We start from the raw sequence: 24,899 nt of genomic DNA, 5'->3' as shown, positions 1-24,899 counted from the left end.
ACGGCATGGCGGCGGCGGTGAGCGGAGCATGATCGAGCGGGTCGACCCGTTCCTCGGCACGGAGCCCACGGACCTCCCGGATCCCGTCGGCCTCGCCGCGACCTGGTGGTCGCCGAAGCCGCAGATCGGCAACACGCATCCGGGCGCGACGTACCCGCTGGGCATGGTCTCGGCGTGCTCCTACTCCGGGGCGTACCCGACGGGCTACGGACGCTACGACCTGGCGCTGGAGGGAGTCCCTCCGCGGATCCGCGAGGGCATCGAGGCGTCGGGCTTCACCCACTTCCAGCAGTCGGGCACCGGCGCGATCCGGAAGTACTACAACTACCTCCGCGTCACGCCGATGATCGAGCCGCTCGACGAGCTCGGCCGCAGCTGGGACGTCGTCGACGAGGTCGCCGAGCCGGGCTACTACGCCGCGACCCTCTCCTCGGGAGTGCGCGCCGAGCTCACGGTCGGCCCCGCCTCGGCGGTGCACCGCTACACGTTCCCGCGCCACCGCAGCGCCCGCGTCGTCGTCGACCTGTCGCTCGGCGGCCTCGCGATCCCGAGCGGAGCGACGATCCCGCTGCGCGCGCAGCTGCGCTCGATCTCGCCCGGCGTCGCGAGCGGCGAGATCGTGATGGAGGGCGCTCCGCTGGCCGTGCACCTCGAGTGCGACGCGCTGCAGTGGCGCCAGATGCTCTGGTACGACCGCCGGCTGATGCCGGGCGGCACGCGGCTCGACTTCGACCACATCCGGCCGACGACCCTCCGCCCGTTCGGCCTGATGTGGGCGGGACCGAGCGAGCCCGGCACGACCGTCGAGCTCCGGATGGGCTTCTCTCTCCGCGGCACGGAGCGCGCCCGCGAGAACCTGCACCGCGACGTGCCGCCGACCGGCACCGGCTTCGACCAGCGCCGCGACCGCACCCGCAAGACGTGGCGGAAGCACCTGCGCCGGATCGCCGTCGACACGCCGTCCGTCGACCGCGAGACCGTCTTCTCGACCGCGCTGTACCACTCGCTGATCAAGCCGTGCCTCGCTCCATCCGAGAGCCCGTTCTGGCCGACCGACGGTCCGTTCGTCTTCGACATCAGCACCATGTGGGACATCTACCGCACCCAGCTTCCGCTGCTCACGGCGCTGCTGCCCGAGCGCGCCGTCGAGATCGCGGCGGCCCTGCTGACCATCTGCGAGGAGGAGGGCAACTTCCCGATCGGCTACCGGATGGCGAAGGGCAGCGACCGCTTCTCGCGGCAGGGCAGCGCCCTCGCGCACACCTTCCTCGCCGACCTCTGCCGACTGGGTCTGCCCGGAATCGACTGGGAGGCGGCCCTCGTGCACATGGCGGAGGATCTCAAGCGCACCTACGGCGAGGAGTTCCTCGCGGCCGGCGAGGCGCATCCGATCAGCCACACCCTCGACCTCGCTCACGGCTACTGGTGCACCGCGGTCGTCGCGCGTCACGTCGGAGACCGGGTGCTCGCCGAGCAGCTCGAGGAGCGCGCGGCGCAGTGGGTGAACGCCTTCGACCTGCGGACGGGCCTGCTGAAGGACTCGACCTACTACGAGGGCACGCGGCACAACTACTCCTTCCGCCTGCTGCACGACATGGCGGGGCGCATCGCGCTGAGCGGAGGGGACGACTCCTTCGTCGCGCAGCTCGACGAGTTCTTCGGCTACGGCGCCGAGCCGGTGCGCCAGCCCGGACTCCGGCCCGAGCGCGCCGAGATGCTCGCGGGTGCAGCGCTCGGGCGCTTCGAGGGGCTCAACAACGAGCCCGACATGGAGTCGCCGTGGGCCTACCACTACGCCGGCCGGCCCGACCGCACGGCCGAGATCGTGCACGGCGTGCTGCACCAGCGCTTCGGCACCGGCCGCGGCGGACTGCCCGGCAACGACGACTCCGGAGGCCTGAGCTCCTGGTACGTCTGGGCGGGTCTGGGCCTGTTCCCCGTCGCGGGGCAGGGGCTGCTCCTCGTGAACGCCCCCGCGTACTCCCGCGTGTCCGTGGCCGTCGGCGGCGCCGACTTCGAGATCCGCACGACCGGCTTCGTCGAGCCCGTGCCCGGCGGGCCGGTGCAGTACGTGCAGTCGGCCGAGCTGAACGGAGCGCCGCTCGAGGCGAGCGTCCTGAGCGCCGCCGAGCTGCACCGCGGCGGCGAGCTCACCCTGCACCTCGGACCGGAGCCGTCGGACTGGGCGACCGCGTCGGAGCACCGACCGCCGTCGCATCCGGTGCGGCCGACCACGACCACCACCCCGACCAGCACCATCCAGTCCAGCACCATCCAGCCCTAGGAGGAGACCATGGACCAGAGCACTCACGCGAGCACCGTGCAGAACCGGCTCGTGATCGTCGTCCGGGCGGATCCGGTGATCTGCGGCCACTCGGTCGAGGCGCGCAACCTGGCCGAGACGGCTCGCGAGCGCGGCTTCGACGAGGTCCGCATCGTCACCTGGCCGATCGAGCGCCTCGAGGCGGCGGGCCTGCCGCTGAAGCCGCTGGACGCGGTGCTGCCCTACAGCGACGGCATCATCGTCGAGCGACCGGCTCCGGTGGGCGACTACAAGGTGCCGGACGGCCGCTACCTCGCCGGCATGATCGGCCGCCTGGTCGAGCTCTTCACCGACGGCGTGCCCACCGTCTGCCTCTCGCTCTACCTCAGCCCCCACACGATCGCGGTGGCGGATGCGCTGCGCGCGGCCTGGAGCACCGGACTGCCCGTCGACGTCACCACGGTCGCGGAGGCGGTCGGCTCGGACGTCACCAACGTCGTCCGCCGGGCCGTGGAGGAGGGGCGCCTGGGCGCCGCCGCCCACATCTTCGCCTCGTACCTCTCGCAGGACCACTGCGTCGCGGTGTCGGAGTACACCCGCGACCTCATCGTCGAGGAGGCCGAGCGGATCGACGCCGCGCACGGCACCCGCTTCGCCGAGCAGTGCCGCGCCCGCATCGAGATCTCGTACCCGGCGATCGACTCCGACGCCTACTCCGACCTCGACCCGGTCGCCCTCGAGGACCTCGTGCGCGCCCGCGGACTGCGCAAGGACGGCTACGTGCTGTTCCTCTCCCGCCTCACCGAGGCCAAGGGAGTCGAGGACCTCATCGCCGGCTACGAGCGCAGCCGCGTGCACGAGCAGCACGAGCTCGTCATCGCGGGCCGCGGACCCCAGGAGGCGGAGCTCCGCCGGATCGCGGCGGCGTCACCGCTGGCGCACCGCATCCGCTTCCTCGACGACGTGGGCGACGCCGAGAAGCCCTACCTGATGGCCGGATGCTCGGCCTTCGTGCTGCCCAGCAAGCCGCGCCCGGAGTTCGTCGAGACCTTCGGCATCGCGCTCGCCGAGAAGATGCTCGCCGGAGGCGGCCCCGTGATCACGACGCTCACCGGCGGGATCGGCGAGGCGATCGGCGAGCACGCGTTCATCACTCCCGTCGAGGACCCGGACGCGATCGCCGCCCTGCTGGACCACGCGATCCTCGAGCTCGACGACGCCGAGCGGGCACGACTCGCGGTGGCTGCGCGCGAGTACGCGCTGCGCTTCGACCGCCGGGCCGTGTTCGACCGGCTGTTCGCGCGGCTGCCGCAGTCGGTGCGACCGGAGCCTGCGCTCTAGGGGCGCCGAGGTCAGCGCCGGTCGCGTCGCTCCGGCGCCTCCTGCGGCTCCGGCGCGATCTCGGACGGCAGCGAGAGCCGGTAGCGCACGAAGCGGAGCGTGAAGCTGCGGCGCTCGGTCCCGGCGGGACTCGCGGCGCCCTCGAGGCGTTCGGCGAGCACGCGGATGCCGAGGACGGCGACGATCCGCCACTGCTCGAGGCCGCCCGAGGTGACGGCGGTGAACACCGCTCCGGGGTGCGCGAGGTCCTGCGCGGGCGCCGCGGCGGTCTGGTCGACAGCACCGCCGTCGGTGCCGTCGGTGCTGTCCGTGTCGTCGCTGTCCGTGTCGTCGGTGCTGCCGCTCGTGCGGGAGGTGGTGTCGAGGGTCATGTCGCCGGGCTCCTGAGGGGTGGCGGACCTGATCACGGCGCGTCGGATGCGCCTCGAATCCGGGCGCCGGCCTCGGGCAGGGGGACCCGGGCCGGCGACCGGCCATGCGTGCGGTGCGAGGACGAGCCCGCCGGAACGTCCCCTGCACCGCCCTCGAAGTGTAGGGCTCGTCATCACCCGGTGGCGGGAAATGTCAACCACCTTCGAGCGAATTGCGAGGAAGAGCCATCCGTGCTGTACCCGGACGCGACGAAGGCCCGCTCCAGGGAGAAGCGGGCCTTCGTGGGTGCTGCTGCCGGATCGGCTCGTCGATCGGGAGTCGTCGGATCCGGGGGAGTGGTGGCCGGTGGGGCTAGGCGGCGGGCTCGGCGCGGCGCAGCGGCACGGCGGCCTGCGCAGCGGGCTCGGGCACGATGCGCAGGCCCGCTCCGCTGTTCGCCCGCTCCATCAGCGACTCGACCCACTCCGGGTTGATCGTGGGCTGGCGGCTGCCCTTGAACTCGAACTGGATCGGGATGGTCGGGTGCATCCAGACCCCGCGGCGGCCGGTGCCGGCCTGGGGGGAGGCGTCCAGGGTCAGCAGGAAGCGCTCGTCGCGGCGGAACTTATTGATGATCACGATCTGGAGGTGGGCGAGTGCCCGGTCCTCGACCTCGATGGCGGCGGGAGGCGTTCCGTACAGGATGTTGCCCATGATCTTCTCCGATCAGACGAGTGGGTGCGGTCCGATCAGCATATCGCTAGACAGACTTCCTACTAGTCAAGCTAGCTAACAGCACCAGGGGGATTGACCGGATGCCGCTCCGCCGATAGTGCCCCGCCCCGTGTCGAAGAGGATGCGCCAGGCCTTGTGCGCACGACGGATCGACGGTATCGCCCGGAGGTGAACGGAGATCGAGAACTCCGAGTCGGCGGAGCGGGGTCGCGTGCGACCTCAGGCGCGTCGGCGCTCCTGCGTGCTGTCCACGAGCTCGTCGGCGAAGGCCTGGTCGGCGAAGGCGATGTCGGCCGTCTCGGTCGGGTTCTCGACGATGTCCCGCATCGTCTGGAGGAAGCGGATGATCGTTCCCGCCTCGGTCGCGTCGAGCCTCTCGGCCGCTTCGAGCATCCGGCGGTGCATCTCGTCGAGCGTCTCGCGCACCTCGCGGTGGGAGGTGGGGGTCGCGACGATGCGGATCGCGCGGCGATCGCTGGGGTGGGGCTGGCGCACGACGTGACCGCTCTTCGCGAGCCGGTCGATCAGCACGGTCGTCGACGCGGAGGAGATGCCGAGGTAGGCGGCGAGGTCCTTCGGGCTCACGTGCTGGCCGGTCTGCTGACGGCGCATGAGGAACTGCACCGCGAGGAGGTCGTTCTCGCCCATGCCCATCGATCCGCGCGTGCGGCGGCGCATCGCGGTCTCGGCGGTCCGGAAGGCTCGCATCGCGGCGAGGACCTCGACGGCTCCGGGCTCGCTCGTCTCGCCCGGGAACCAGAAGGCTCCGGGTCGAGGGGTCGCGACGTCGTCCATGCAGGACAGTCTAGACAGTCGTGTAGCAAGAACATCTAGTGATCGGGAACCCCGGGCGACCGGCTTGTGCGGGAGCGGTCCGTACCGATAGAACTCTCATAGCTAGTTAGACAAGCTAGCGATTCCGGAACGAGGAGGTGCGACGTGATCGAGACGATCGGCCTCCTGCCTCCGAGCGCGGTCGCCGACCCGCTCCTGGGCGCCACCCTGGCCGGCCGCTACCTGGTGCTCGAGCGCATCGGCGAGGGCGGCAGCGCCACCGTCTACCGGGCCCGCGACCAGCGCCTCGCCCGTCCCGTCGCCGTGAAGGTGCACCGCGCCGTCGCCGACACCCCCAACGAGCGCTCGCGCCGCGAGCGCGAGATCCGCTTGCTCATCGACTCCCGCCACTCGGCCGTCGTCGAGATCCTCGACCAGGGCGAGATCGCGCACGAGGAGGGCGAGCTGTCGTACCTCGTCCTCGAGTACTTCGACCCCGCCGACCCGGCCGCCGCCTGGTTCTCCTCCTCCGACGAGCGGATGATCGCCGAGGTCGGCGCTCAGGTCGCCGACGCGCTCGCCCACCTGCACGCCCGCGGAGTGCTCCACCGCGATGTGAAGCCCGAGAACGTCCTCGTGCGCTCGCGGCCCATGCCGGCCGGCGCCTCCCTCCGCGAGGCGAAGCTCAGCGACTTCGGCATCGCCCGCGCGGTCGACGACGCGCGGCTGACCCGCCCCGACCTGCTCGTCGGCACCGCCGGCTACCTGAGCCCCGAGAGCGTGGGAGCCGGCCCCGTCGGTCCCGCCTCCGACGTCTACTCCCTCGGTCTCGTGCTGCTCGAGGCGCTCTCGGGCCGCCGCGCCTACGAGGGCACCACGCTCGAGATCTCGCTGCAGCGGATGCACCACGCACCGGTGGTGCCCGCGAACGTCCCCGAGCGCTGGCGCCCGCTGCTGACCGCGATGACCGCGCTCGACCCTGCCGAGCGGCCCTCGGCGTCGGCCGTCGCCGACCAGCTCTGGACCGGACTGCAGGGCGGACAGGTCACCGCCCCGGCGCGGATGCGCCTGCACGGGCTGCTCGCGACCGTCGCCGCCGTCGCGGTGGGAGCGCTGTCGGCGCTGTCGCTGACGCACGTCCTGGGCTGAGTGCGCCATCGGTCGTCCGGCTCAGGTCCTCCGGAGCCGGGGTGCCGTAGTCTCCCGGCCATGAGCCCCCGTCGACTCTTCCGCGTCCTCTCGATCGTCGAGGCGGTGACCTGGACCCTCCTGATCGTCGGCATGCTGCTGAAGTACGCCGTCGGCGTCGGCGACTGGCCCGTCAGCGTCGCCGGTCCGATCCACGGCTTCGCCTTCCTGGCCTACGGCGCCGCCGCTCTCGTGCTCTCGGTGAACCAGCGGTGGTCGATCGGAGCGACGGTCCTCGCGGTCGCCAGCGCGGTGATCCCGTACGCCACCGTGCCGCTCGAGCGCGGCTTCGAGCGCCGCGGGCTCCTCGAGGGCGGCTGGCGCCGGGTCGCCGGCGAGGATTCGCGCGATCAGCGGGTGACGAGCAGGCTGCTGCGCTGGGCGCTCGTGCGGCCCGTGCTCGCGGGAGTGCTGGTGCTCGCGGCCGTGGCCGTCGTGTTCACGGCGCTGCTGATCGTCGGTCCGCCCGGGGGCGGCGAGGCGTAGGGATCCGCGGTCAGGCCGCTCGGCGCGCTTCGGCGTCGATCAGCACGACGGCCGCGCGGCGCGCCTGCAGGGCCGCCTCGGGCGTCCCGGCGATCGCGGCGGTCGTCTGCGCGCCCTCCGCGAGGATCGCGAGCTGCGCCGCCAGCTCGGCGTCGCCTCCGATCTGCTCGGCGAGCTCGGCGAGGAAGCGCTGGAACGACGCCTTGTGCTCGCGGGCGAGCTGCGCCACGGCCGGATTCGAGGAGCCCAGCTCGCCGAAGGCGTTGATGAACCCGCAGCCGCGGAAGGTGTCCTCCGAGAACCAGTCGAAGAGGAAGTCGTAGATCGCGAGCAGCTTCTCGCGCGGGCCGTCGGCTCCGGCGACCCGGGCGGTGACACCGGCGGTCCAGGCGTCGTGCCGGCCGTGCAGCACGGCCACGACGACGGCCTCCTTGCTCGGGAACTCCGCGTAGAGGCGCTTCAGCGAGACGCCCGAGGCGGTGCGCAGCTCGTCCATGCCCACCGACAGGATCCCGCGCTCGTAGTAGAGGCGGTCGGCCGCGGCCAGGATCGCTGCGCGGGGGGACAGGATCGCTGCGCGCGGGGAATGGATCGCTGCGCGCGGGGACGGGGCCTCGGCGCGCGACGAGGTCGTCGCTACGTCGGGATCGGCGGTGGGCGCGGGCATCCTCCCATCGTACGCGCCGAGGGAACGCGCGTTCTCGGACCGACGGGAACCGGCTGCCGCGATGTCGGCGGCCGGTGCTAGCGTCGGCCGCGCCCGGGCCTTCCCGGGCCGCGATCCCGGAGGGGGAACGGCATGGTCCTGGCGATGCAGGCGGACGACTACTCGGGCACCTCGCTGCGCGCGGTCGAGGTGGAGCTCGGCGAGCCGGGGCCCGGAGCGGTGCGCGTGCGCGTCCGCGCGGCGGGAGTGAACCCCTCCGACGCCAAGCTGCTGCAGGGCGTCTTCGGGCAGGGCCGCACTCCGGTGCGCCCGGGCTCCGAGGTGTCGGGAGTCGTGACCGCGGTGGGCGACGGCGCCGTCGGCCCGCTCGGTCCGCTGCACGTCGGCGACGAGGTCGTGGCCTTCCGGGTCGCGGGCGGCTGGAGCGAGGAGCTGATCGCGCGGGCGTCCTCCGTCCTGCCCAAGCCCGCCGGGCTCGGCTGGGAGGCGGCGGCCGGGCTCCTGCTGACCGGCACCACGGCCGTGCACCTGCTCGAGGCGGTGCGGGTCGCCGCCGGCGAGACCGTGCTCGTGCACGGGGCGAGCGGAGCGGTGGGGAGCCTGCTGGTGCAGCTCGCGGTCGCCCGTGGCGCGCGGGTGCTGGGCACGGCGAGCGCCCGGGGTGAGGCGGTCGTCCGGCGCTTCGGCGGCGAGCCGCTGGCCTACGGGCCGGGTCTCGAGGAGCGCGTGCGGGCAGCGGCACCCGACGGCGTCGATGCCGCCCTCGACACCGCGGGGACCGACGAGGCCCTCGACGTCTCGGTCGCCCTGATCGCCGACCGCTCCCGCATCGCCACCATCGCGGGCTTCGAGCGCGCCGAGCGCCTCGGCGGCGTGCTGCGGCTGGGCGGGGGAGCCGGCGCCGATCCCGGCACCGCGCTCCGCGACTCCGCCCGCGCCTCCCTCCTCGACGCGGCGGGCCGGGGGGAGCTCGAGGTCGTCCTCGCACCCTCGTTCCCGCTCGCCGAGGCGACCGCAGCCCTCGAGCTCGTCGCCTCCGGCCGCGCTCGCGGCAAGGTGGTGCTGGTCCCCTGAGCGAGGTGCGCACTCTCGAGCTGCGGGCGAACGGGCCGGTCGACCTCCCGGCGACCGCGAACCTCCTCCGGAACCACGCGCTGCCCGGAGCCGAGCGGGTCGCCGACGGCGGCCGCCGGCTCGAGCGGCTGCTGAGCATCGGCGGTCGCCCGCGGCTCGTCGTGCTCGAGCCGACGGCGTGGGGCGCGCTCGTCACCGCCGAGGCCGATGCGGTCGATGCTGCGGCGGCGCTCGTGCGGGCCTGGCTCGATCTCGACTCCGACGTCGAGGCGATCGGCCGCTCGTTGTCCGTCGATCCGCTGCTCGCGCCCTCCGTCGCCGCGCGGCCGGGGCTGCGGGCGGTCCGGTATCCCGAGGCGTTCGAGGCCGCGGTCGTCGCGGTGCTCGGCCAGCAGGTGTCGGTCGCGGCGGCGCGGACCTTCGGCGGCCGGGTGGTCGCGGCCTTCGGCGGTGCCGGCGCGGCGGGGCTGCGGTCGTTCCCGACTCCGGGCGCCCTCCTGTCCGTGCCGCTCGAGGAGCTGCGCTCGGCCGTCGGAGTCACGAACGCCCGAGCGCGCACCGTGCGGGCCGTCGCGAGTGCGTTCGCGGACGGGCTGGTGCTCGACCCCGACGCCGACCTGCCACAGCAGCGGCGGGCGCTGCTCGCGATCCCGGGGATCGGCCCGTGGACGGCCGACTACCTCGCGCTGCGGTTCCTCGGCGACCCCGATGCGTTCCCCGCGGGCGACCTCGTGCTGCGGCGCGCCCTGGGCGGGGTGACGACCGCGGTCGCCGACGCGCTGTCGGAGCAGTGGCGGCCGCATCGCGCGCACGCCGCGTTCCACCTGTGGGCCTCGACCGGGGCGATCTGAGGGCGGCGCCCCCGGCGTCCTCTAGCTCAGGTACTCGACGTCGTCGTAGTGGAACGGCGCGTCCTCGGCGTCCGGGTCCTCGGCCGGCACGTCCTCGTGCTCGAGGATCACGGCGACTCCGGGGGAGACCAGGACGCAGACCTCGCGCTCGCCGGCGACGGTGAAGCTCACCATGTCGCCGTGATCGCGGACCGCTTGGACGAGGCGCTTCTCGAGCGCCTCCGTGTCGAGCTCCAGGCTCAGCAGGAAGCGGCGTCCGTCGATGCTGAGGACCGTGCGTCTCATCGTGTCCTCCTGCTCCGGGCCGCCACCGCGCGACGAGCGACCGGGGGTGACCGCCTTGACGCGCAGCGAGGCGGCGTGCATCCGGATGACGGCGTTCATGTGCTCTCCGGTCGGGACTCGTGGTGACGGCGGCCCGCCGTTCGGCGGTCCTCCTTCATCTCGGACTCGAAGAGGTGGCGGCGGCCGTCGGCGAGCTCGTCGCGGGCGGCGCGCTCCTGCTCGCGGAACGCGCTGTAGTAGGTGTCGTCGTAGTCCTCGACGATCTGGAAGGTCCAGCGGCCCTCGATGACGTTGCGGCCGACCAGCTGCGACTCGAGGCGTTCGGCGACCTCGTCGTGCCCCGCCTCGCGGAACGCGTCGACGGCCTCGCCGAGCGCGAGGTCGGCGGCTCCGGTCAGGCGGTGGAAACCGTAGAGGAGGCCGCGGGCGTGCTCGACGGTCTCGAGCGCCTCCGAGAGCTTGCCCAGTGCGGCGACGGTGGCGTCGTCGAGCCCGGCCGGGCGGAGGTGCGCGGTGTCGGGGTTGTCGTGCGAACCGGTCATCTCAGTGAGCTTAGGCGGACCATACTTCGCTGCCACCCCCTTGCGCCGGGCTCGCGAAACGTCCCGGAACGAGCGCGAGGGGGTTCGTCAAGGCCCTCCCCGAACCCGACGGGCGTCGCTTAGCGTCGCGTCGTCGGGCCCCCCGAGCGACGACGTGGTCGCGGGGTCCGGCGATCGGGAGGCACCGTGCTCGGCTCCGGAATCGCGGAGGAGTTCGTCCTGCTGGACGCCACCGGCCTGCATCCGCTGGACCTGGGGAACGCGGTCTACTCCGAGTTCTTCGGCGACCCGAACTTCGGCGGGTGCCTCGGCCGCGAGTTCCTCGCCTGCCAGCTCGAGTTCACCTCGCCGGTGCTGCGGAGTCTCGCTGAGGCGCACTCCTGCCTGTCGAGGTTCCGCTCCCGGCTGACCGCGACGGCCGCGGCGTTCGACGCTCTCGCGGCCGGCGTGGGGGTGCCGTTCGCGTCGTCCGGGCAGCCGGCGCTTTCCCCGGAGCCGCGCTACAGAGAAGTAGGCGAGCGGATGGGCGCGCTGATCGACGAGCACCGGGTGCAGGCGCTGCACGTGCACGTCGAGGTGCCCGGCCGCGACGCGGGAGTGGCGGCGCTCAACCGGCTCCGGATCTGGCTGCCGACGGTGCTCGCGCTGTCGGTCAACTCGCCGTTCCGCTCGGAGGCCGACACCGGCTTCGGCAGCTGGCGGAGCGTGGCGCTGCGCCGGTGGTCGACCGCCGGATGCCCGCCGCGGTTCGCCAGCGCCGACGACTACGACCGCCGCGAGCGCGCGCTGATCGGCCTCGGGGCGACGGTCGACCGCGGAGCGATCGCCTGGCAGGCGCGGCTCTCGTCGCGCTACCCGACGCTCGAGATCCGGGTCGCGGATGCGCAGCTCGATGCGGCCGACGCCGTGCTGATCGCGGGGATCTGCTGCGCTCTCGTGCGCTCGGCGCTCGACCGGGCCGAGGGCGGGGAGCCGTGCTCGCCGATCGCCCCCGAGCTGCTGGACGCGGCCCTCTGGCACGCGGGCCGGTTCGGTCTCGACGGCACCCTGCTCTCGCCCGGCGAGGGCCGCGCCCTGCCGGCCGCCGAGGTCGTGGCCGAGCTGCGCGAGTGGATCGACGGGGCTCTGCACGACCTCGGCGACGCGGAGGCGGTGGACGACGGACTGGAGCGGCTGGCCCGTCTCGGCACGGGCGCCGCTCGGCAGCGCCGGGCCTTCGCGGAGGGGGGCACGCGCGGGCTGAGCGAGCTGCTGGGCACGCCGGGCAGCCCCGCACCGCGGAGCCTGCTGCGCGAGCTGTCGAGGAGGCGGGACTAGAGGGACTCGCGCGACGGCGCTCCTCGCGGCACGGCCGGTGCCCGCGGCGGCAGTTCCACGAGCCGGACGTCGTGCAGCGCGCCCGCCTCGGCGACCGCGGTGAGGTAGGTGCAGGCCGGCTGACGGCGTCGATCCGTCGGGGAGCCCGGATTGAGCAGGCGCAGGCCTCCCGGGCTCACCGAGTCCCAGGGGATGTGGCTGTGGCCGAAGACGAGCACGTCGACGTCGGGGTGCGCGGCGTCGGCCCGCGCCTCCCGGCCGCTCGCGGCGCCCGTCTCGTGGATCACGGCGACGCGCAGACCTCCGACGACCGCGTGGGCGACCTCGGGCAGGCGGGCGCGCAGCCCCTCCGGATCGTTGTTGCCCCAGACGGCGAGCAGCCGCGGCGCCCGTACCTCGAGGGCGTCGAGGCTCGCCTCGTCGACCCAGTCGCCCGCGTGCACGACGAGATCGGACTCGTCGACGGCGCGCCAGACCTCCTCGGGTAGCTCCCTGGCCCGCTTGGGCAGGTGCGTGTCGGCGAGCAGCAGGAGGCGGACCGGTCCGTCGAGGCGCGGGGGAGCGCCGGTGGCGTCCGGGACGAGGAGGGCCATCAGCGCCCGGGGGTCGGCTCGACCCCGCCCTCGGCGCCCGGCTGCTCGGGAGTGCCGCTCCGGTCCAGGCGCTCGTCCAGAGCGTCCAGCGCCGGCACGAACCAGAGGTGGTCGCCGCCGTTGGACTCGACGACGAAGTCGTGGAAGGTGCTCGACTCCGAGACCGCCGCCGTGATGTCTCCGACGACCACGAGGCGCTTGCGGTAGTCGACGAGTGTCTGCACGAAGCCGCCCGCGATCCCCGAGCGCAGGTGGAAGAACTCGGGATCGAGACGGCCGACCGGCACGACGACCGTCTCGACCTCGCCCTCGTAGCTGCCGCCGACGATCGCGAGCGCGTCCTCGGGGGTGGAGAGGGCGGGGCCGTCGTCGTCGACGAGGAGGAGGGGGACGCCCTGACGGGTCTCGGTGCGCATCGTCCCAGTCGATCACGGCGGAGTCGGGAGCGCCAGGGTGCGCCGGCGGGCACCCGGCCTCTGTGCTCAGCCCTGCGCTCGGAAGCCGCGCAGGCGCAGGCTGTTGAGCACCACGAACACGCTCGAGAACGCCATCGCCGCGCCCGCGACGAGCGGGCCGAGCAGTCCGGCCATCGCGAGCGGGATCGCCGCGACGTTGTACGCGAAGGCCCAGAAGAGGTTGCCGCGGATGATCCCGAGGGTCCTCCTGCCCAGCCGGAGCGCGTCGGGCACCCGGGCGAGGTCGTCGCCGACGAGCGTGATGTCGCTCGCCTCGATCGCGGCGTCGGTGCCGGCGCCCATCGCGATGCCCAGATCGGCCGCGGCGAGGGCCGCCGCGTCGTTCACTCCGTCGCCCACGAGCGCGACGCTGCGGCCCTCGGAGCGCAGGCGCTCCACGACCGCGAGCTTCTCCTCCGGGAGCACCTCGGCGATCACCTCGTCGATGCCGACGGCCGCGGCGGCCGCTGCGGCCGCGCGGGGGTTGTCGCCGGTGAGCAGCAGCACGCGGAGCCCGCGGGAGCGGAGCGACGCCACGGCGCGGGCGGCCTCGGGGCGCGGCTCGTCGCGCAGCACCGCCAGACCGCGGAGCTCGCCCTCCCAGCCCACGCCGACCACGGTCCCTCCGCTGCCTCCGGCCCGCTCGGCCTGCTCGGCGAGCGCTCCGGCAGCGAAGCCCCACTGCTCCTCGAGCCAGCGGAGGCGGCCGGCGACCACGAGTCGGCCCTCGACGCGGGCGCGGACGCCGAAGCCGGCGCTGGCGCGGAACCCGCTCGCCTCGGGCACGCTCAGGCCGCGCTGCTCGGCGCCCCGGACCAGTGCCGCCGCGAGCGGGTGCTCCGAGCCGCGCTCGACGGCGGCGAGCATCCGCAGCGCTTCGTCGCCGCTGGACTCGACGACCTCGAAGGCGCCGGTGGTCAGGGTGCCGGTCTTGTCGAACACGACCGTGTCGATCCGGCGGCCGGCCTCGAGGACCTCGGGTCCGCGGATCAGGATGCCCAGCTGCGCGCCGCGGCCGGTGCCGACGAGCACCGCGGTCGGAGTGGCGAGGCCCAGCGCGCACGGGCAGGCGACGACCAGCACGGCGACGGCGGGCGAGACGGCCGCCGCGAGGTCGGCGCCGGTGAGCAGCCAGCCGACGAGGGTGGCGAGCGCCAGTACGACGACGACGGGCACGAAGACCGAGGAGACGCGGTCGGCGAGCCGTTGCACCCGCGCCTTGCCGGCCTGCGCCTCCGAGACGAGGCGGCCCATCCGGGCGAGGACGGTGTCGGAGCCGACGCGGTCGACCCGCACGGTCAGCACGCCGTGGGCGTTGAGCACGCCGCCCGCGACGGCGGAGCCCGGGCCCACCTCGACCGGCACGCTCTCGCCCGTGAGCATGCTCGCGTCGATCGCGCTCGACCCCTCGAGCACGCTGCCGTCGGCGGCCACGACCTCGCCGGGGCGGACGCGGATCCTGTCGCCGACCGCGAGCGACGCCGCGGCGACCCGCTCCTCGGAGCCGTCCGCGGCCAGGCGCACCGCGTCCTTCGCGCCGAGGTCGAGCAGGGCGCGCAGCGCCGCTCCGGCGTCGCGCTTCGAGCGGGCCTCGAGGGAGCGGCCCGCGAGGACGAAGACCGGCACCGCCGCCGCGACCTCGAGATAGATCTCGTCGTGGCCCGAGCGCGAGCCGAGCAGCTCGAACGGCATGCTCATCCCGGCTCGACCCGCGTCGCCGAGGAAGAGGGCGTACAGCGACCAGCCGAACGCGGCGAGCACGCCGAGGCTGATCAGCGTGTCCATCGTCGTGGAGCCGTGCCGCAGCGCCTTCACCGCGTTCCGGTGGAACGGCCAGGCGCCCCAGACGGCCACCGGGGCCGCGAGCGCCAGGCACAGCCACTGCCAGTTCGCGAACTGCAGCGGAGGGATCATCGACAGCAGGACGACGGGCGCGGCGAGCAGGGTCGAGACGCCCAGGCGGGTGAGGAGAGTGCGGCGCTCGAGGTCGGCGGGGTCGGAGGCGGCCGGCTCGGCGCTCTCTCGGGCGGGCACCGTGGCCGTGTAGCCCGCCGCCTCCACCGCGGCGATCGCGTCGGCGGCCGTCGTGCCCTCGGGCAGCACGACCGTGGCGCGCTCGAGCGCGAGGTTCACGGTGGCCGTGACTCCGGGCAGTGCGACGAGGCGCTTCTCGACCCGGGCGACGCACGACGCGCAGGTCATGCCGCCGATCGCGAGCTCGAGCGCGGCGGGAGCGGTCGTGCCGGACGATCCGGGCGCGTCGGGCGAGGGCACGTCAGGAGAGGGGTGCGAGGCGGTAGCCGGCGTCCGCGACGGCGGCCGCGATCTCCTCGCGGCCGAGCGGGCGGAGCGAGCCGACGGTGACGGACGAGACGCCCTCGGGGGAGAGCGAGACGTCGACGCCGGTGACCTCGGGGTACGCGGCGAGCTCCTCCGTGACGCTGCGGACGCAGTGCTCGCAGGTCATGCCGGCGACGCCGAAGGTCTGCACGGAGGGGGCGGCCATCGAGGTCGAGGCGCCGTGCGATCCGCCGTGGCCGCCGCAGGCGCAGCCGCCGGTCGCGCCGCAGCCGCAGGAGCCGCCGGACGGCGCCTCCGCGGTCGTCTTCGCGGTCAGGCCGAGGTCGAGTCGAGTGGTCATGCCGGTGCTCCTCGTGGTGACGGCGGGGTCGGCGCCGTGGTGATGGGATACCCCAGGGGGGTACTCCCATCGTAGGTCGGAGCGGGCTCCCGGGCAAGACGCGGGACGGCGGGGGAGAATCGGGAGGGACAGCGCAACCGGAGGAGGGGACGTGGACGCAGGTGCACCGCCGCCGTGGGGCGCTCCGACCCGGGAGTCGACCCGGGGTCCCGTGCGGGCCGCGCCGCTCCCGCCGCGCACGCGGTTCGAGCCCACCGGGCTGCTCACCTCGCCCGGCGAGCTGCTGCGCGTGCGCGAGAGCGTCCGGGCACGGATCCACCACGCCGCTCCCGCCCGCCAGCGCCGGCTCGCCGAGCTGGCCGACGTGGGCGAGGGCTTCACGATCCTCGGCGCCCGCGAGCTCGAGCGCTCGCTGCACCGGGCCGCCGCCCCGCCGCCGCGCGGCGCCCCGACCCGGTCTCGGTCGTCGTGCTGGGCTCCGACGGGCCGGCGCTCGCCGCCGAGCGCTCCGACTCGCTCCGCATCGCGCTCTGGGAGGACGTGGTCTCGGTGCAGGTCGCGACGGTCGCCCTCGGCGCCCGGCGGGTGCGCGCCCTCGCCCTGGGAGTGCTCGCCCCGGGCCGCCGTCGCCGGCGCACCGTGCTCGTGCCCCTCGTCGTCGCCTCGCCCGGTCCGCTCGGCTGGAACGTCGCCGACGACCGCTCCTTCCTCCGCGCCCATGACCGGCTGCTCGCGGCTCGGCCCCGGGGCGGCCGGTGAGGGCGCGGGTGCCGTACCTGCTCGCCGCCGTGGCGGCCCTGGCGCTCGGCCTCGCCCTCCGCTTCCTCCTCGTCGGGCTGCCGGCCGATCTGGCGGGCGGCGTCCTCTACGTCGTCCTGGTCGCGCTCCTGGTGGCGGCGTGCCTCCCGCGACTCGCGGGCGTGCCCGCCGCGGGCATCGCGCTCGCCTGGTCGATCGCGATGGAGCAGCTGCAGGCGATCGGAGTCGCCGCGCGGCTCGTCGAGCAGTGGCCGCCTCTGCGCCTGGTCCTCGGCACGACCTTCGCGTGGCTCGACCTCGTCGCCTACGTGCTCGGCGCGGTGCTCGCGGCGGCGGTCTTCACGGCGCTCGGCCCCCGGAGGCGTCCCGATGTCGACCCGACCCTCGTCTAGGGTGAGCGGGATGGAGGCCCAGCAGAGCACCGTCGAGAACAGCGGCACCGTCGAGCGGGGCGGCAGCGTCGAGCAGAGCGGCACCGGCGAGCAGAGCGGCCGCGACCGGCACCACCGCGATCGCCGCACCGACCGCCGCATCCCCGAGCCCGTCGACCGCTTCGCCACGGGCGAGGACTTCCCCGAGTACCGGGTGGACCTCGAGCGGATCCGCTTCTCGCCCTATTTCGCGCGGCTCTCCGCCGTCACCCAGGTCATCTCGCCCTCGGGGGTCGGGCAGGTCGTGCACAACCGGCTGACCCACTCCATCAAGGTCACCGCCGTCGCCCGGGCGATCGCCATGCAGCTCACCACCACCGACCCGGGCCAGCGCGACCTCGTCGAGCGGCTCGGCGGCTGCGACCCGGTGGTCGTGCAGGCCGCGGCGAGCGCGCACGATCTGGGGCACCCTCCGTTCGGCCACCTCGGCGAGCAGGCGCTCGACCGCCTCGCGCGCGAGCGGCTCGGGCTCGAGGAGGGCTTCGAGGGCAACGCGCAGTCCTTCCGGATCCTGTCGGAGCTCGACGTCTGCGAGACCGTCGAGGCCGGGCTCAATCTGACCGCCGCCTCCCGCGCCGCGGTCCTGAAGTACCCCTGGGGCAGGACCGTCTGCCGGCCGGGCATCGAGTCGGCCGACCCCACCGAGCTGCCGCGCGGCTCGACCGCGAGCCGGTGGGAGACCGCGCCGCCCAAGTTCTCGGCGTACACCCTCGATCTCGACGACCTGCTCGATGCGCGGGGCGTCTTCGAGGCCATCGCCCCGTGGCAGCAGACGCTCGAGTGCTCGGTGATGGACGTCGCCGACGACATCGCCTACTCCCTGCACGACCTCGACGACTTCTACCGGGCCGGAGTGCTCCAGCAGGCCGCGGTCGCCGTCGAGTTCCGCGCGTTCCTCCGCGAGCAGAACGCGCTCGCCGCCCTCGACGCGGGCGAGCTCTGGGCCCGCGCGCCCGGGCACTCGCTCGAGATGCTGCGGCGCCGGCTCGTCGCCCGCGACCCGTGGATCGCCAGCGACGAGCACTTCCGCTCCTCCGTCGAGCGGGTGTCGACCGAGCTCGTCGAGGGACTGCTCGCGGTGCCGTTCGACGGCTCCACCCGCACGGAGCGGGCGATCGAGGCGTTCGTGTCGTCCTGGATCGGCCGACTGCAGCGCTCGGTGCTGGTGCTCGCCGAGCCGAACGTCCGATCGGGGCACGTGTCGCTGCTCCCGGACGCCTGGCACGACGTGGCCGTGCTGAAGTTCGTGCACACCCGCTTCGTCATCGACCGCCCCGACTTCGCGACCTACCAGCGCGGTCAGTCCCGCGTGCTCGAGACGCTCGTCACCCACCTCGACGACTGGCTCGACGACCCGCGCGACGGCTCGCGCGCGCCGCAGAAGCTGCTCGACCTCATCGAGCTCGCCACCGACGGGTACTTCCGCCTGCGCGCCGACCGGCCCGAGTGGCTGCCCGCGGGGGAGCGCGGGAGGCCGCGCGTGGATCCGGAGTCGCTGCAGCGGCTGGGCCGCGCCCGCGGCATCGTCGACTACGTCGCCACGCTGACCGACGAGCAGGCGATGGCGCTCGCCGCACGGCTGCGGGGCGACCGCGAGCCGTGGGCGATGGGCACCTGAGCCGTCGCGTCCGGGGAGGTTGACAGCGGCCTCCCGGTGTGACCGTCGGCCGCGATCCGCGCGGGGACGGGGGAGAGGTCGGTCGGAGGGGGTTCCCGTCGCACCCAGCCGCCGTCCAGGATTCACGGAGTGAACGAAAGCGTAAAATCATCGCGGCACCTGCCACGATCGACAACTCGACAGGGAGTTCCGTTGGACGGAAACGCAACGACCACGCACCGCAACGTCGCGTTGCTGTCCGTCGCGACCACGATCGCTCCGAACGTCACGACCTCCGAGGAGATCGACGCGCGCCTGGCGCCGGCCCTGAAGCGGCTGCGGCTGCCCACCGGCCTCCTCCAGCGGGTCGCCGGAGTGCACGAGCGCCGCAACTGGGGCGCCGGTCAGACCTTCGACGCCGCGGCGATCGACGCCGGCCGTCGCGCGCTCGAGGAGGCGGGGGTGCGGCCGGACCAGATCGGCCTCATCATCAACACCTCCGTCACCCGCAAGCACCTCGAGCCCTCCGTCGCCGTGCGCCTGCACCACGGCCTCGGCCTGCCGTCGTCGGCGATCAACTTCGACATCGCCAACGCCTGCCTGGGCTTCGTCAGCGGCATGACGCTCGCGGCGCAGCTGATCGACTCCGGCCAGATCCGCTACGCGATGATCATCGACGGCGAGGACGCCGACGAGATCCAGGTCAACACCATCGAGCGCTTGAGCCGCGACGGCGTCTCGCGCAAGGACTTCATGAGCGAGTTCGCCAGCCTCACCCTCGGGTCGGGCGCGGCGGCCGCCATCCTCGGCCCCGCCGACGCGCACCCCAAGGGGCACCGCCTCCTCGGCGGCATCACCCGCGCCGCGACCCAGTTCAACGAGCTCTGCGTCGGCAGCGTCGACGGCATGTTCACCGACGCGAAGGCCCTGCTCAAGGGCGGCATGGAGCTCGTCGTCTCCGCCTGGAAGGAGGCGAAGCGCGACTGGAAGTGGAGCGGCATGGACCGCTACATCATGCATCAGGTGTCCGAGGTGCACACGAGCGCGCTGGTGAAGGCCGTGGGCCTGGACCGCGATCGCGTCCCCACGACGTACGCGACGCTCGGCAACGTCGGCCCCGCCTCCATCCCGATCACCCTCGCGCAGGAATCGAAGACCCTGCAGCCCGGCCACCGCGTGCTGCTGATGGGCGTGGGCTCGGGCATCAACACCGCGATGCTCGAGATCGCCTGGTGACCCCGACCGCCGGCACCCATCCGGCCGAGCGGATCCGCTCCGCGCTCGGCTCCACCGCGCCGGCGCAGCTGCCGCCGCCCGGGCTGGAGGGGCTCGACCCGTCGTGGTCGCGGCTCGTCGACGCTCCGGACGCGCACGGCGCGACCCGGCGCTGGCACCTGCTCGACACGCTCGACGCCCTCGGCACCGAGCCCGTCGGCACGATCCTCTGCGTGCACGGCAACCCGACCTGGTCCTACCTCTGGCGCCGCCTCGCCGCCGCCACCCTCGAGACCGCACGGAGCGGCGGGCCCGCCTGGCGCGTCGTCGCCGTCGACCAGCTCGAGATGGGCTTCTCGGAGCGCTCCGGCGCGCTGCACACCCTCGCCGACCGCGTCCGCGAGCTCTCGAACCTCACCGACGTGCTGGGCCTCGACCACGACGTCGTCACCCTCGGGCACGACTGGGGCGGAGTCGTCTCGCTCGGCTGGGCCGTCGACCACCCCGACGCGCTGTCGGCCGTGATGCTGCTCAACACCGCCGTGCACCAGCCCGACGGCGAGCCGATCCCCGCGCCGCTGCGCCTGGCCCTCGCGTCGGGGATCCTCGGCGCCTCCACGGTCGGCACCCCGGCGTTCCTCGAGACCACGCTCGCGATCGCGCATCCGGCACTTCCCGCCGCCGTGAAGGAGGGGTACCGCGCCCCCTACCGAGGAGCGGAGCGACGGGGCGGGGTCGGCGGATTCGTCGCCGACATCCCGGTGGACGCCGCGCACCCGAGCCACGGCGAGCTGACCCGCATCGCGGCCGGCGTCTCCGGTCTCGCCGTCCCCGCGCTGATGCTCTGGGGCCCGCTCGACCCGATCTTCTCGGACCGCTACCTCGACGACCTCGTCACCCGCCTGCCGCACGCGCAGGTGCACCGCTTCGAGGGCGCCGGCCACCTCGTCGCCGAGGACGTCGACTACGCCCTGGCCGTGCTGACCTGGCTCGGCGACGCCTTCTCCGAGACGGGAGCCGCTCCGGACGTGCGTCGTCCGACGGCGCCGATCGAGCCGCTCTGGCGCCACCTCGAAACGCACGCTGACGACGACGGTCTCGCGCTCGTCGAGATGGCCCCGCCGAGCGGGGACGGCCCGCGCCGCGTCTCCTGGCGACTGCTCTCGCGCCGGGTGCACGAGCTGGCCGCGGGGCTCCGCGCCTCGGGCGTGCGCCCGGGCGACCGCGTCTCGCTCCTGGTGCCGCCGGGTGCCGATCTCACCGCGCTGCTCTACGCGTGCCTGCGCATCGGAGCCGTCGTGGTCGTCGCCGACGCCGGGCTGGGTCTGAAGGGCCTCACCCGCGCCGTCCGCGGTGCCTGGCCGGATCTCGTGGTCGGCGCGCTCCCGGGACTGACCGTCGCGCGCGCCCTCGGCTGGCCGGGCGGACGCGTCTCGACGCAGACGCTCCCGCGCGCGTCCGCGGCGGCCCTCGGCGTCGACTCCTCGATCGGCCAGCTGATCGAGCTGGGCCGCGCCGAGCTCGCCGCCGAGCCCGAGCTGCTCGCCGAGGCGCCCGCGGCCGACGACGTCGCCGCGATCCTGTTCACCTCGGGCTCGACAGGGCCGGCGAAGGGCGTCGTCTACACGCACCGCCAGCTCGCCGGCGTCCGCGACGCCCTGGCCCGCCAGTACGGCATCGGCCCCGGGACCGGACTCGTCGCCGGGTTCGCCCCGTTCGCTCTGCTGGGCCCCGCGCTCGGCGCCCGCTCCGCCACTCCCGACATGGAGGTCACGGCACCGCGCACGCTGACGGCCGCGGCGGTCGCGTCGGCCGCCGCGCAGGTCGAGGCGACCGTCGTGTTCCTCTCGCCCGCGGCGCTCGCGAACGTGGTCGCCACCGCGGAGCAGCTCACCTCCGACGACCGTCGGGTCCTCGCGGAGGTGCGGACCTTCCTCTCGGCCGGCGCGCCCGTGTCCGAGGGCCTGCTCGCGCAGGCGCAGGCGCTGATGCCGAACGCGTCGGCGCGCACCCCCTACGGCATGACCGAGGGGCTGCTCCTCACCGACGCGTCGCTCGAGGGCATCCGCGAGGCCGCCACCGACGACGACCCCCGCGGCGGCGTCTGCGTGGGCGTGCCCGCGGCGGGCGTGCGCGTGCGCATCGCTCCGCTCGACGCCGACGGCCGCGCCGCCGACTCCTTCGACGAGCTGGTCGGCACGACCGGCGAGATCGTGGTCTCGGCCGGGCACGTCGAGGACCACTACGAGCGGCTCTGGCTGACCGACCGGGCCGCGCGCATCGGCGCCGTGCCCGGTGAGCGCTGGCACCGCACCGGCGACGTCGGGCGCGTCGACTCCGACGGCCGGCTGTGGGTCGAGGGCCGACTGCCGCACGTCGTCGTGACCGCCGAGGGCGTCGTCACTCCCGTCGGCCCCGAGCAGCGGATCGAGGCGCGCGTCGCCGCGGTCGCCCGCGCCGCGATCGTCGGCGTCGGCCCGCGCGGCACCGCGCAGCTCGTCGCGGTCATCGAGCGGAGGGACGCCGTCGCGAGAACGCGCCTCGCCGATCCGGAGCTCGCGGCCGACATCCGGGCCGCGGTCGGCGCTCCCGTCGCCGCCGTGCTGGTCGTGCCGGCGCTGCCCACGGACATCCGGCACAACTCCAAGATCGACCGTGCGGCGCTCTCGCGCTGGGCGGGTGCGATCCTCGCCGGCGGACGGATGACGGCACCGTGACGGTCCTGGTCACGGGAGCGAGCGGGCTGCTCGGAGGAGCGGTCGCCGCCCTCCTCGCCGCGCAGGGTCACGAGGTCCGCACCTTCCAGCGCCGCCCCTCGGGAGTCGCCGGGGTCGAGGACGCGCGCGGCTCGCTGACCGACCCCCGTGCGGTGGCGGAGGCGCTCGAGGGCGTCGACGGCGTCGTCCACCTGGCCGCCAAGGTGTCGCTCGCCGGCGACCCGGGGGACTTCGACCGCGTGAACGTCGACGGCACGCGCCGCCTCCTCGCCGCCGCCCGACGAGCCGGAGTGGAGCGCTTCGTGCAGGTGTCGTCGCCGTCGGTGGCCCACGCGGGCTCCTCCATCACGGGGGACGACGCGGAGCCGGCCGACCCCGAGCACGCGCGCGGCGACTACGCCCGCACGAAGGCGCGGGGCGAGCTGCTCGCCCTCGCTGCCGACGCTCCCGGATTCGCCGTGGTCGCGGTGCGGCCGCACCTGGTGTGGGGTCCCGGTGACACGCAGCTCGTGGCCCGCATCGTCGAGCGGGCGCGCACGGGGCGCCTGCCGCTGCTCGGCGACGGGCAGGCCCTGATCGACTCGACCTACCTCGACAACGCCGCCTCGGCGATCGTCGCCGCCTTCGACCGGGCCCCCGAGGTGCACGGGCAGGCCTACGTGGTCACGAACGGCGAGCCGCGCCCGGTCGCCGAGCTGCTCGCGGGCATCTGCCGCGCCTCCGGAGTCGAGCCGCCGCGCTGGTCGGTGCCCGCCTCCGTCGCGCGCGTCGCCGGCTCGCTCGTCGAGCGGATCTGGGCGGTGCGCCCGGGCGAGGACGAGCCTCCGATGACCCGGTTCCTCGCCGAGCAGCTCTCGACCGCGCACTGGTTCGACCAGCGCCGCACCCGCGCCGATCTGCGGTGGGCGCCGGCCGTGACGCTCGACGAGGGCCTCGCCCGGCTGGCGGAGGCGTCGCGCTGAGCGCAGCCCGACGCCCGTGCCTCCGGTCGGACCCGATCAGTCCGCGAGGATGAGGTACAGCGCTCGGCGCGCCTCGTCCAGCTTCTCGGAGGCCGCGGCGCGCTGGGCGTCGCTCGCCCCGCGGAACTGCTGGATCACTCCCATCAGCTTGCCGACGTTCTCCATGAACGCGCGGGCGCTGTCGCTCGCACCGGGAGTCGCCTCCCACGCGGCGGCGAGCTCGTCGGCGTGCTCGCGCACGTAGGTGCCGCCCGCGTCGGTGAGCTGGTACTCGGTGCCGCGGCCCTCGCCGACGGCCGTGATCAGGCCCTCGTCGACGAGCTGCTGGAGGGTGGGGTAGACGGAGCCGGGGCTGGGGCGCCAGGCGTCGCCGGTCTTCTCGGCGATCGCCTTGATCAGGCCGTAGCCGTTCGAGGTCGTCTCGGCGAGGAGGGAGAGGAGGGCCGCGCGGACGTCGCCGCGGCGGGCGCGTCCTCCGCCGCGGCCGGGGCCGCCGAAGGGGCCGCCGAAGCCGGGGCCGAAGCCGAAGCCGGGACCGAAGCCGCGTCCGTGGCCGCCGGGGCCGCGGCGCTCACGGCGGCCGGGGTGGTCGTGGCCGGAACGGCCGGAATCGTGCTGCGCGCCGTCGTGGCGCGAGGAGTCGTGGTCGGGGAAGAAGTTCCTGGGGTGCATGTCTGCTCTGCTCTCGGTCGTGTGGACGCCTTCCGGAATCCGATCGCCCGTCTCGGAGCGAGTGCTCTTCGATCTGTCGGCGATGCAGTAAAGATATATCGCTACTGTTCGGTAAGTCAACACCCGATATCCTGGCGACGATGCGCACCGACGATCCCGACCTCGCCGCCGTCCTCGACTCCACCCTCCTGACCGGGGCCGTGCTCACCGACCGGTCGAGCAACCTCGGCAACCTGCGCAAGCTCGCCGCGCGCGATCCCGCCCACCTGTACGGCGTCGACGTCGCCGAGCACTGGGACCTGCCGGAGCTGCTCGCGCTGATGGGCGAGCGCGTCGGCATCAGCACGGACCCCGCGTTCGAGAGCGGGCAGGACCGCATCGACGCGACCCTCACCGTCGCCCGCCTCGACGCGTACCGCCGCCGTTTCGCCGAGTCCGTCCGCCGCGGTGACCTGATCCTCTTCGCCACCGCCCACCCGGCGACCCTGATGGACCTCTACCGGCGGCTGGCGTCGGCCGCGACCGAGGCGGGCGCGCGCGTCCTCGACGTCAACACCCTCCCGTTCGCGGCGGCCGACCGCATCCGCGTTCCGCTCGCCGACGAGCACCAGTTCCTCTGGTGCACCGGCGGCGTCACCTGCGTCTACCGCGGCGGCAGCCTGATGCACACGCACTCGCCCGAGCCGATGAACGCGCTGCTCGACCGCCTCGACGCCCTCGGCATCCGGCCCGACCTCGTCGTCGCCGATCACGGCTGGGCGGGCGCCGCCGGCCGCCGGGGCCTGCCGACGATCGCGATCGCCGACTGCAACGACCCCGCGGTGTTCGTGGCCGAGGCGCAGGGCTCGATCGAGGTCGTCGTCCCGATCGACGACGGACTCGCCGTCCACCTCTACGAGCCCGTCCTCCGCTACGTCCTGGCAGCCCTCTCCGAGCCCCGTCACGGTTCCGACTCGTAGACTCGTCACCTTCCCCACCTCTTC

25 protein-coding genes are annotated in these 24,899 nt (G+C 74.3%); 14 read left to right on the top strand and 11 right to left on the bottom strand.

Going from position 1 to position 24,899, the window contains the following annotated elements; translation table 11 throughout:
- The first annotated feature begins 28 nt into the window (after positions 1–28).
- Together C1I63_RS01455 and C1I63_RS01450 are read left to right on the top strand one after the other, a co-directional pair.
- Positions 29–2,284 (top strand): glycoside hydrolase domain-containing protein, encoded by a 2,256-nt coding sequence (locus C1I63_RS01455; protein WP_107573487.1) that lies wholly within the window; start codon positions 29–31, stop codon positions 2,282–2,284.
- A 9-nt stretch (positions 2,285–2,293) separates the two neighbouring features.
- Positions 2,294–3,604, top strand: coding sequence for a glycosyltransferase family 4 protein (locus C1I63_RS01450; RefSeq protein WP_107573486.1), 1,311 nt, complete (start codon positions 2,294–2,296; stop codon positions 3,602–3,604).
- Positions 3,605–3,615: 11 nt separating this feature from the next.
- On the opposite strand, the gene C1I63_RS01445 is transcribed toward C1I63_RS01450, so the two are convergent.
- From C1I63_RS01445 to C1I63_RS01435, 3 genes are all read right to left on the bottom strand, one after another.
- Positions 3,616–3,975 (bottom strand): hypothetical protein, encoded by a 360-nt coding sequence (locus C1I63_RS01445; RefSeq protein WP_107573485.1) that lies wholly within the window; start codon positions 3,973–3,975, stop codon positions 3,616–3,618.
- Between the two features lie 352 nt (positions 3,976–4,327).
- Positions 4,328–4,669, bottom strand: coding sequence for a DUF7882 family protein (locus C1I63_RS01440; RefSeq protein ID WP_107573484.1), 342 nt, complete (start codon positions 4,667–4,669; stop codon positions 4,328–4,330).
- 240 nt (positions 4,670–4,909) lie between these two features.
- Complete coding sequence (locus C1I63_RS01435) at positions 4,910–5,485, bottom strand: MarR family winged helix-turn-helix transcriptional regulator (protein ID WP_107573483.1); 576 nt, start codon at positions 5,483–5,485, stop codon at positions 4,910–4,912.
- 144 nt (positions 5,486–5,629) lie between these two features.
- Here C1I63_RS01435 and C1I63_RS01430 point away from each other — a divergent pair, with 144 nt between their 5' ends.
- Positions 5,630–6,613: a serine/threonine-protein kinase gene (locus C1I63_RS01430; RefSeq protein WP_107573482.1), complete on the top strand. Its 984-nt coding sequence runs from the start codon at positions 5,630–5,632 to the stop codon at positions 6,611–6,613.
- Between the two features lie 60 nt (positions 6,614–6,673).
- Positions 6,674–7,138: a DUF3817 domain-containing protein gene (locus tag C1I63_RS01425; RefSeq protein WP_107573481.1), complete on the top strand. Its 465-nt coding sequence runs from the start codon at positions 6,674–6,676 to the stop codon at positions 7,136–7,138.
- Positions 7,139–7,148: 10 nt separating this feature from the next.
- Here the strand turns inward: C1I63_RS01425 and C1I63_RS01420 are convergent, their stop codons facing one another.
- On the bottom strand, positions 7,149–7,805 hold the full coding sequence (locus C1I63_RS01420; protein WP_107573480.1) for a TetR/AcrR family transcriptional regulator: 657 nt from the start codon (positions 7,803–7,805) through the stop codon (positions 7,149–7,151).
- Between the two features lie 132 nt (positions 7,806–7,937).
- On the opposite strand from C1I63_RS01420, the gene C1I63_RS01415 reads away from it, so the two are divergent.
- Together C1I63_RS01415 and C1I63_RS01410 are read left to right on the top strand one after the other, a co-directional pair.
- Positions 7,938–8,879, top strand: coding sequence for an NADP-dependent oxidoreductase (locus C1I63_RS01415; RefSeq protein WP_211315542.1), 942 nt, complete (start codon positions 7,938–7,940; stop codon positions 8,877–8,879).
- A 5-nt stretch (positions 8,880–8,884) separates the two neighbouring features.
- Positions 8,885–9,730: a DNA-3-methyladenine glycosylase 2 gene (locus tag C1I63_RS01410; protein ID WP_107573479.1), complete on the top strand. Its 846-nt coding sequence runs from the start codon at positions 8,885–8,887 to the stop codon at positions 9,728–9,730.
- Positions 9,731–9,751: 21 nt separating this feature from the next.
- Here the strand turns inward: C1I63_RS01410 and C1I63_RS01405 are convergent, their stop codons facing one another.
- Positions 9,752–10,114 carry a hypothetical protein gene (locus tag C1I63_RS01405; RefSeq protein ID WP_055790326.1) on the bottom strand — a complete coding sequence of 121 codons (363 nt, stop codon included), beginning with the start codon at positions 10,112–10,114 and terminating at the stop codon, positions 9,752–9,754.
- Complete coding sequence (locus C1I63_RS01400) at positions 10,111–10,557, bottom strand: hypothetical protein (protein WP_107573478.1); 447 nt, start codon at positions 10,555–10,557, stop codon at positions 10,111–10,113. Before C1I63_RS01400 ends, C1I63_RS01405 begins: the two co-directional genes overlap by 4 nt.
- Before the next feature lie 186 nt (positions 10,558–10,743).
- Between C1I63_RS01400 and C1I63_RS01395 the strand changes: the two genes are divergently transcribed.
- Entirely contained in the window at positions 10,744–11,874 is a 1,131-nt protein-coding gene (locus C1I63_RS01395; protein ID WP_107573477.1) for a carboxylate-amine ligase, read from the top strand.
- Here C1I63_RS01395 and C1I63_RS01390 read toward each other — a convergent pair.
- The 4 genes from C1I63_RS01390 to C1I63_RS20085 all read right to left on the bottom strand — a co-directional run bounded on the left by C1I63_RS01390 (position 11,871) and on the right by C1I63_RS20085 (position 15,563).
- Positions 11,871–12,467 (bottom strand): metallophosphoesterase family protein, encoded by a 597-nt coding sequence (locus C1I63_RS01390; RefSeq protein WP_107573476.1) that lies wholly within the window; start codon positions 12,465–12,467, stop codon positions 11,871–11,873. The two genes, C1I63_RS01395 and C1I63_RS01390, sit on opposite strands and share 4 nt — an antisense overlap.
- On the bottom strand, positions 12,467–12,883 hold the full coding sequence (locus tag C1I63_RS01385) for a DUF4180 domain-containing protein (RefSeq protein ID WP_107573475.1): 417 nt from the start codon (positions 12,881–12,883) through the stop codon (positions 12,467–12,469). The genes C1I63_RS01390 and C1I63_RS01385 overlap by 1 nt, the downstream gene beginning before the upstream one ends.
- Positions 12,884–12,949: 66 nt before the next feature.
- Positions 12,950–15,124 (bottom strand): heavy metal translocating P-type ATPase, encoded by a 2,175-nt coding sequence (locus C1I63_RS01380; protein ID WP_107575682.1) that lies wholly within the window; start codon positions 15,122–15,124, stop codon positions 12,950–12,952.
- 73 nt (positions 15,125–15,197) lie between these two features.
- Complete coding sequence (locus C1I63_RS20085) at positions 15,198–15,563, bottom strand: heavy-metal-associated domain-containing protein (protein WP_244906946.1); 366 nt, start codon at positions 15,561–15,563, stop codon at positions 15,198–15,200.
- 468 nt (positions 15,564–16,031) lie between these two features.
- Here C1I63_RS20085 and C1I63_RS01370 point away from each other — a divergent pair, with 468 nt between their 5' ends.
- The 6 genes from C1I63_RS01370 (at position 16,032) to C1I63_RS01345 (ending at position 23,244) form a co-directional block, all read left to right on the top strand.
- The gene (locus tag C1I63_RS01370) at positions 16,032–16,322 is read left to right on the top strand and encodes a hypothetical protein (protein ID WP_107573474.1); all 291 of its coding nucleotides are present in this window, start codon (positions 16,032–16,034) and stop codon (positions 16,320–16,322) included.
- 8 nt (positions 16,323–16,330) lie between these two features.
- The gene (locus tag C1I63_RS01365) at positions 16,331–16,714 is read left to right on the top strand and encodes a DUF2809 domain-containing protein (protein ID WP_056868123.1); all 384 of its coding nucleotides are present in this window, start codon (positions 16,331–16,333) and stop codon (positions 16,712–16,714) included.
- A gap of 10 nt (positions 16,715–16,724) precedes the next feature.
- Complete coding sequence (locus tag C1I63_RS01360) at positions 16,725–18,371, top strand: deoxyguanosinetriphosphate triphosphohydrolase family protein (RefSeq protein WP_107575681.1); 1,647 nt, start codon at positions 16,725–16,727, stop codon at positions 18,369–18,371.
- 192 nt (positions 18,372–18,563) lie between these two features.
- Positions 18,564–19,586: a 3-oxoacyl-ACP synthase III gene (locus C1I63_RS01355; RefSeq protein ID WP_055790347.1), complete on the top strand. Its 1,023-nt coding sequence runs from the start codon at positions 18,564–18,566 to the stop codon at positions 19,584–19,586.
- Positions 19,583–22,282 carry an alpha/beta fold hydrolase gene (locus tag C1I63_RS01350; RefSeq protein ID WP_244906945.1) on the top strand — a complete coding sequence of 900 codons (2,700 nt, stop codon included), beginning with the start codon at positions 19,583–19,585 and terminating at the stop codon, positions 22,280–22,282. Before C1I63_RS01355 ends, C1I63_RS01350 begins: the two co-directional genes overlap by 4 nt.
- Complete coding sequence (locus C1I63_RS01345) at positions 22,279–23,244, top strand: NAD-dependent epimerase/dehydratase family protein (protein WP_107573472.1); 966 nt, start codon at positions 22,279–22,281, stop codon at positions 23,242–23,244. Before C1I63_RS01350 ends, C1I63_RS01345 begins: the two co-directional genes overlap by 4 nt.
- Positions 23,245–23,280: 36 nt before the next feature.
- On the opposite strand, the gene C1I63_RS01340 is transcribed toward C1I63_RS01345, so the two are convergent.
- Positions 23,281–23,916, bottom strand: a complete 636-nt coding sequence (locus C1I63_RS01340; protein ID WP_107573471.1) for a PadR family transcriptional regulator — start codon at positions 23,914–23,916, stop codon at positions 23,281–23,283.
- 140 nt (positions 23,917–24,056) lie between these two features.
- Between C1I63_RS01340 and C1I63_RS01335 the strand changes: the two genes are divergently transcribed.
- A complete protein-coding gene (locus tag C1I63_RS01335; RefSeq protein WP_107573470.1) occupies positions 24,057–24,875 on the top strand; it encodes a phosphatase in 819 nt (272 codons plus the stop codon).
- Positions 24,876–24,899: the final 24 nt, after the last annotated feature.

Origin of the sequence: Rathayibacter caricis DSM 15933 (assembly GCF_003044275.1) — a bacterium.
GTDB classification, from domain to species: Bacteria; Actinomycetota; Actinomycetes; order Actinomycetales; family Microbacteriaceae; genus Rathayibacter; species Rathayibacter caricis.
This window is presented reverse-complemented; position numbering and strand designations above follow the sequence as displayed.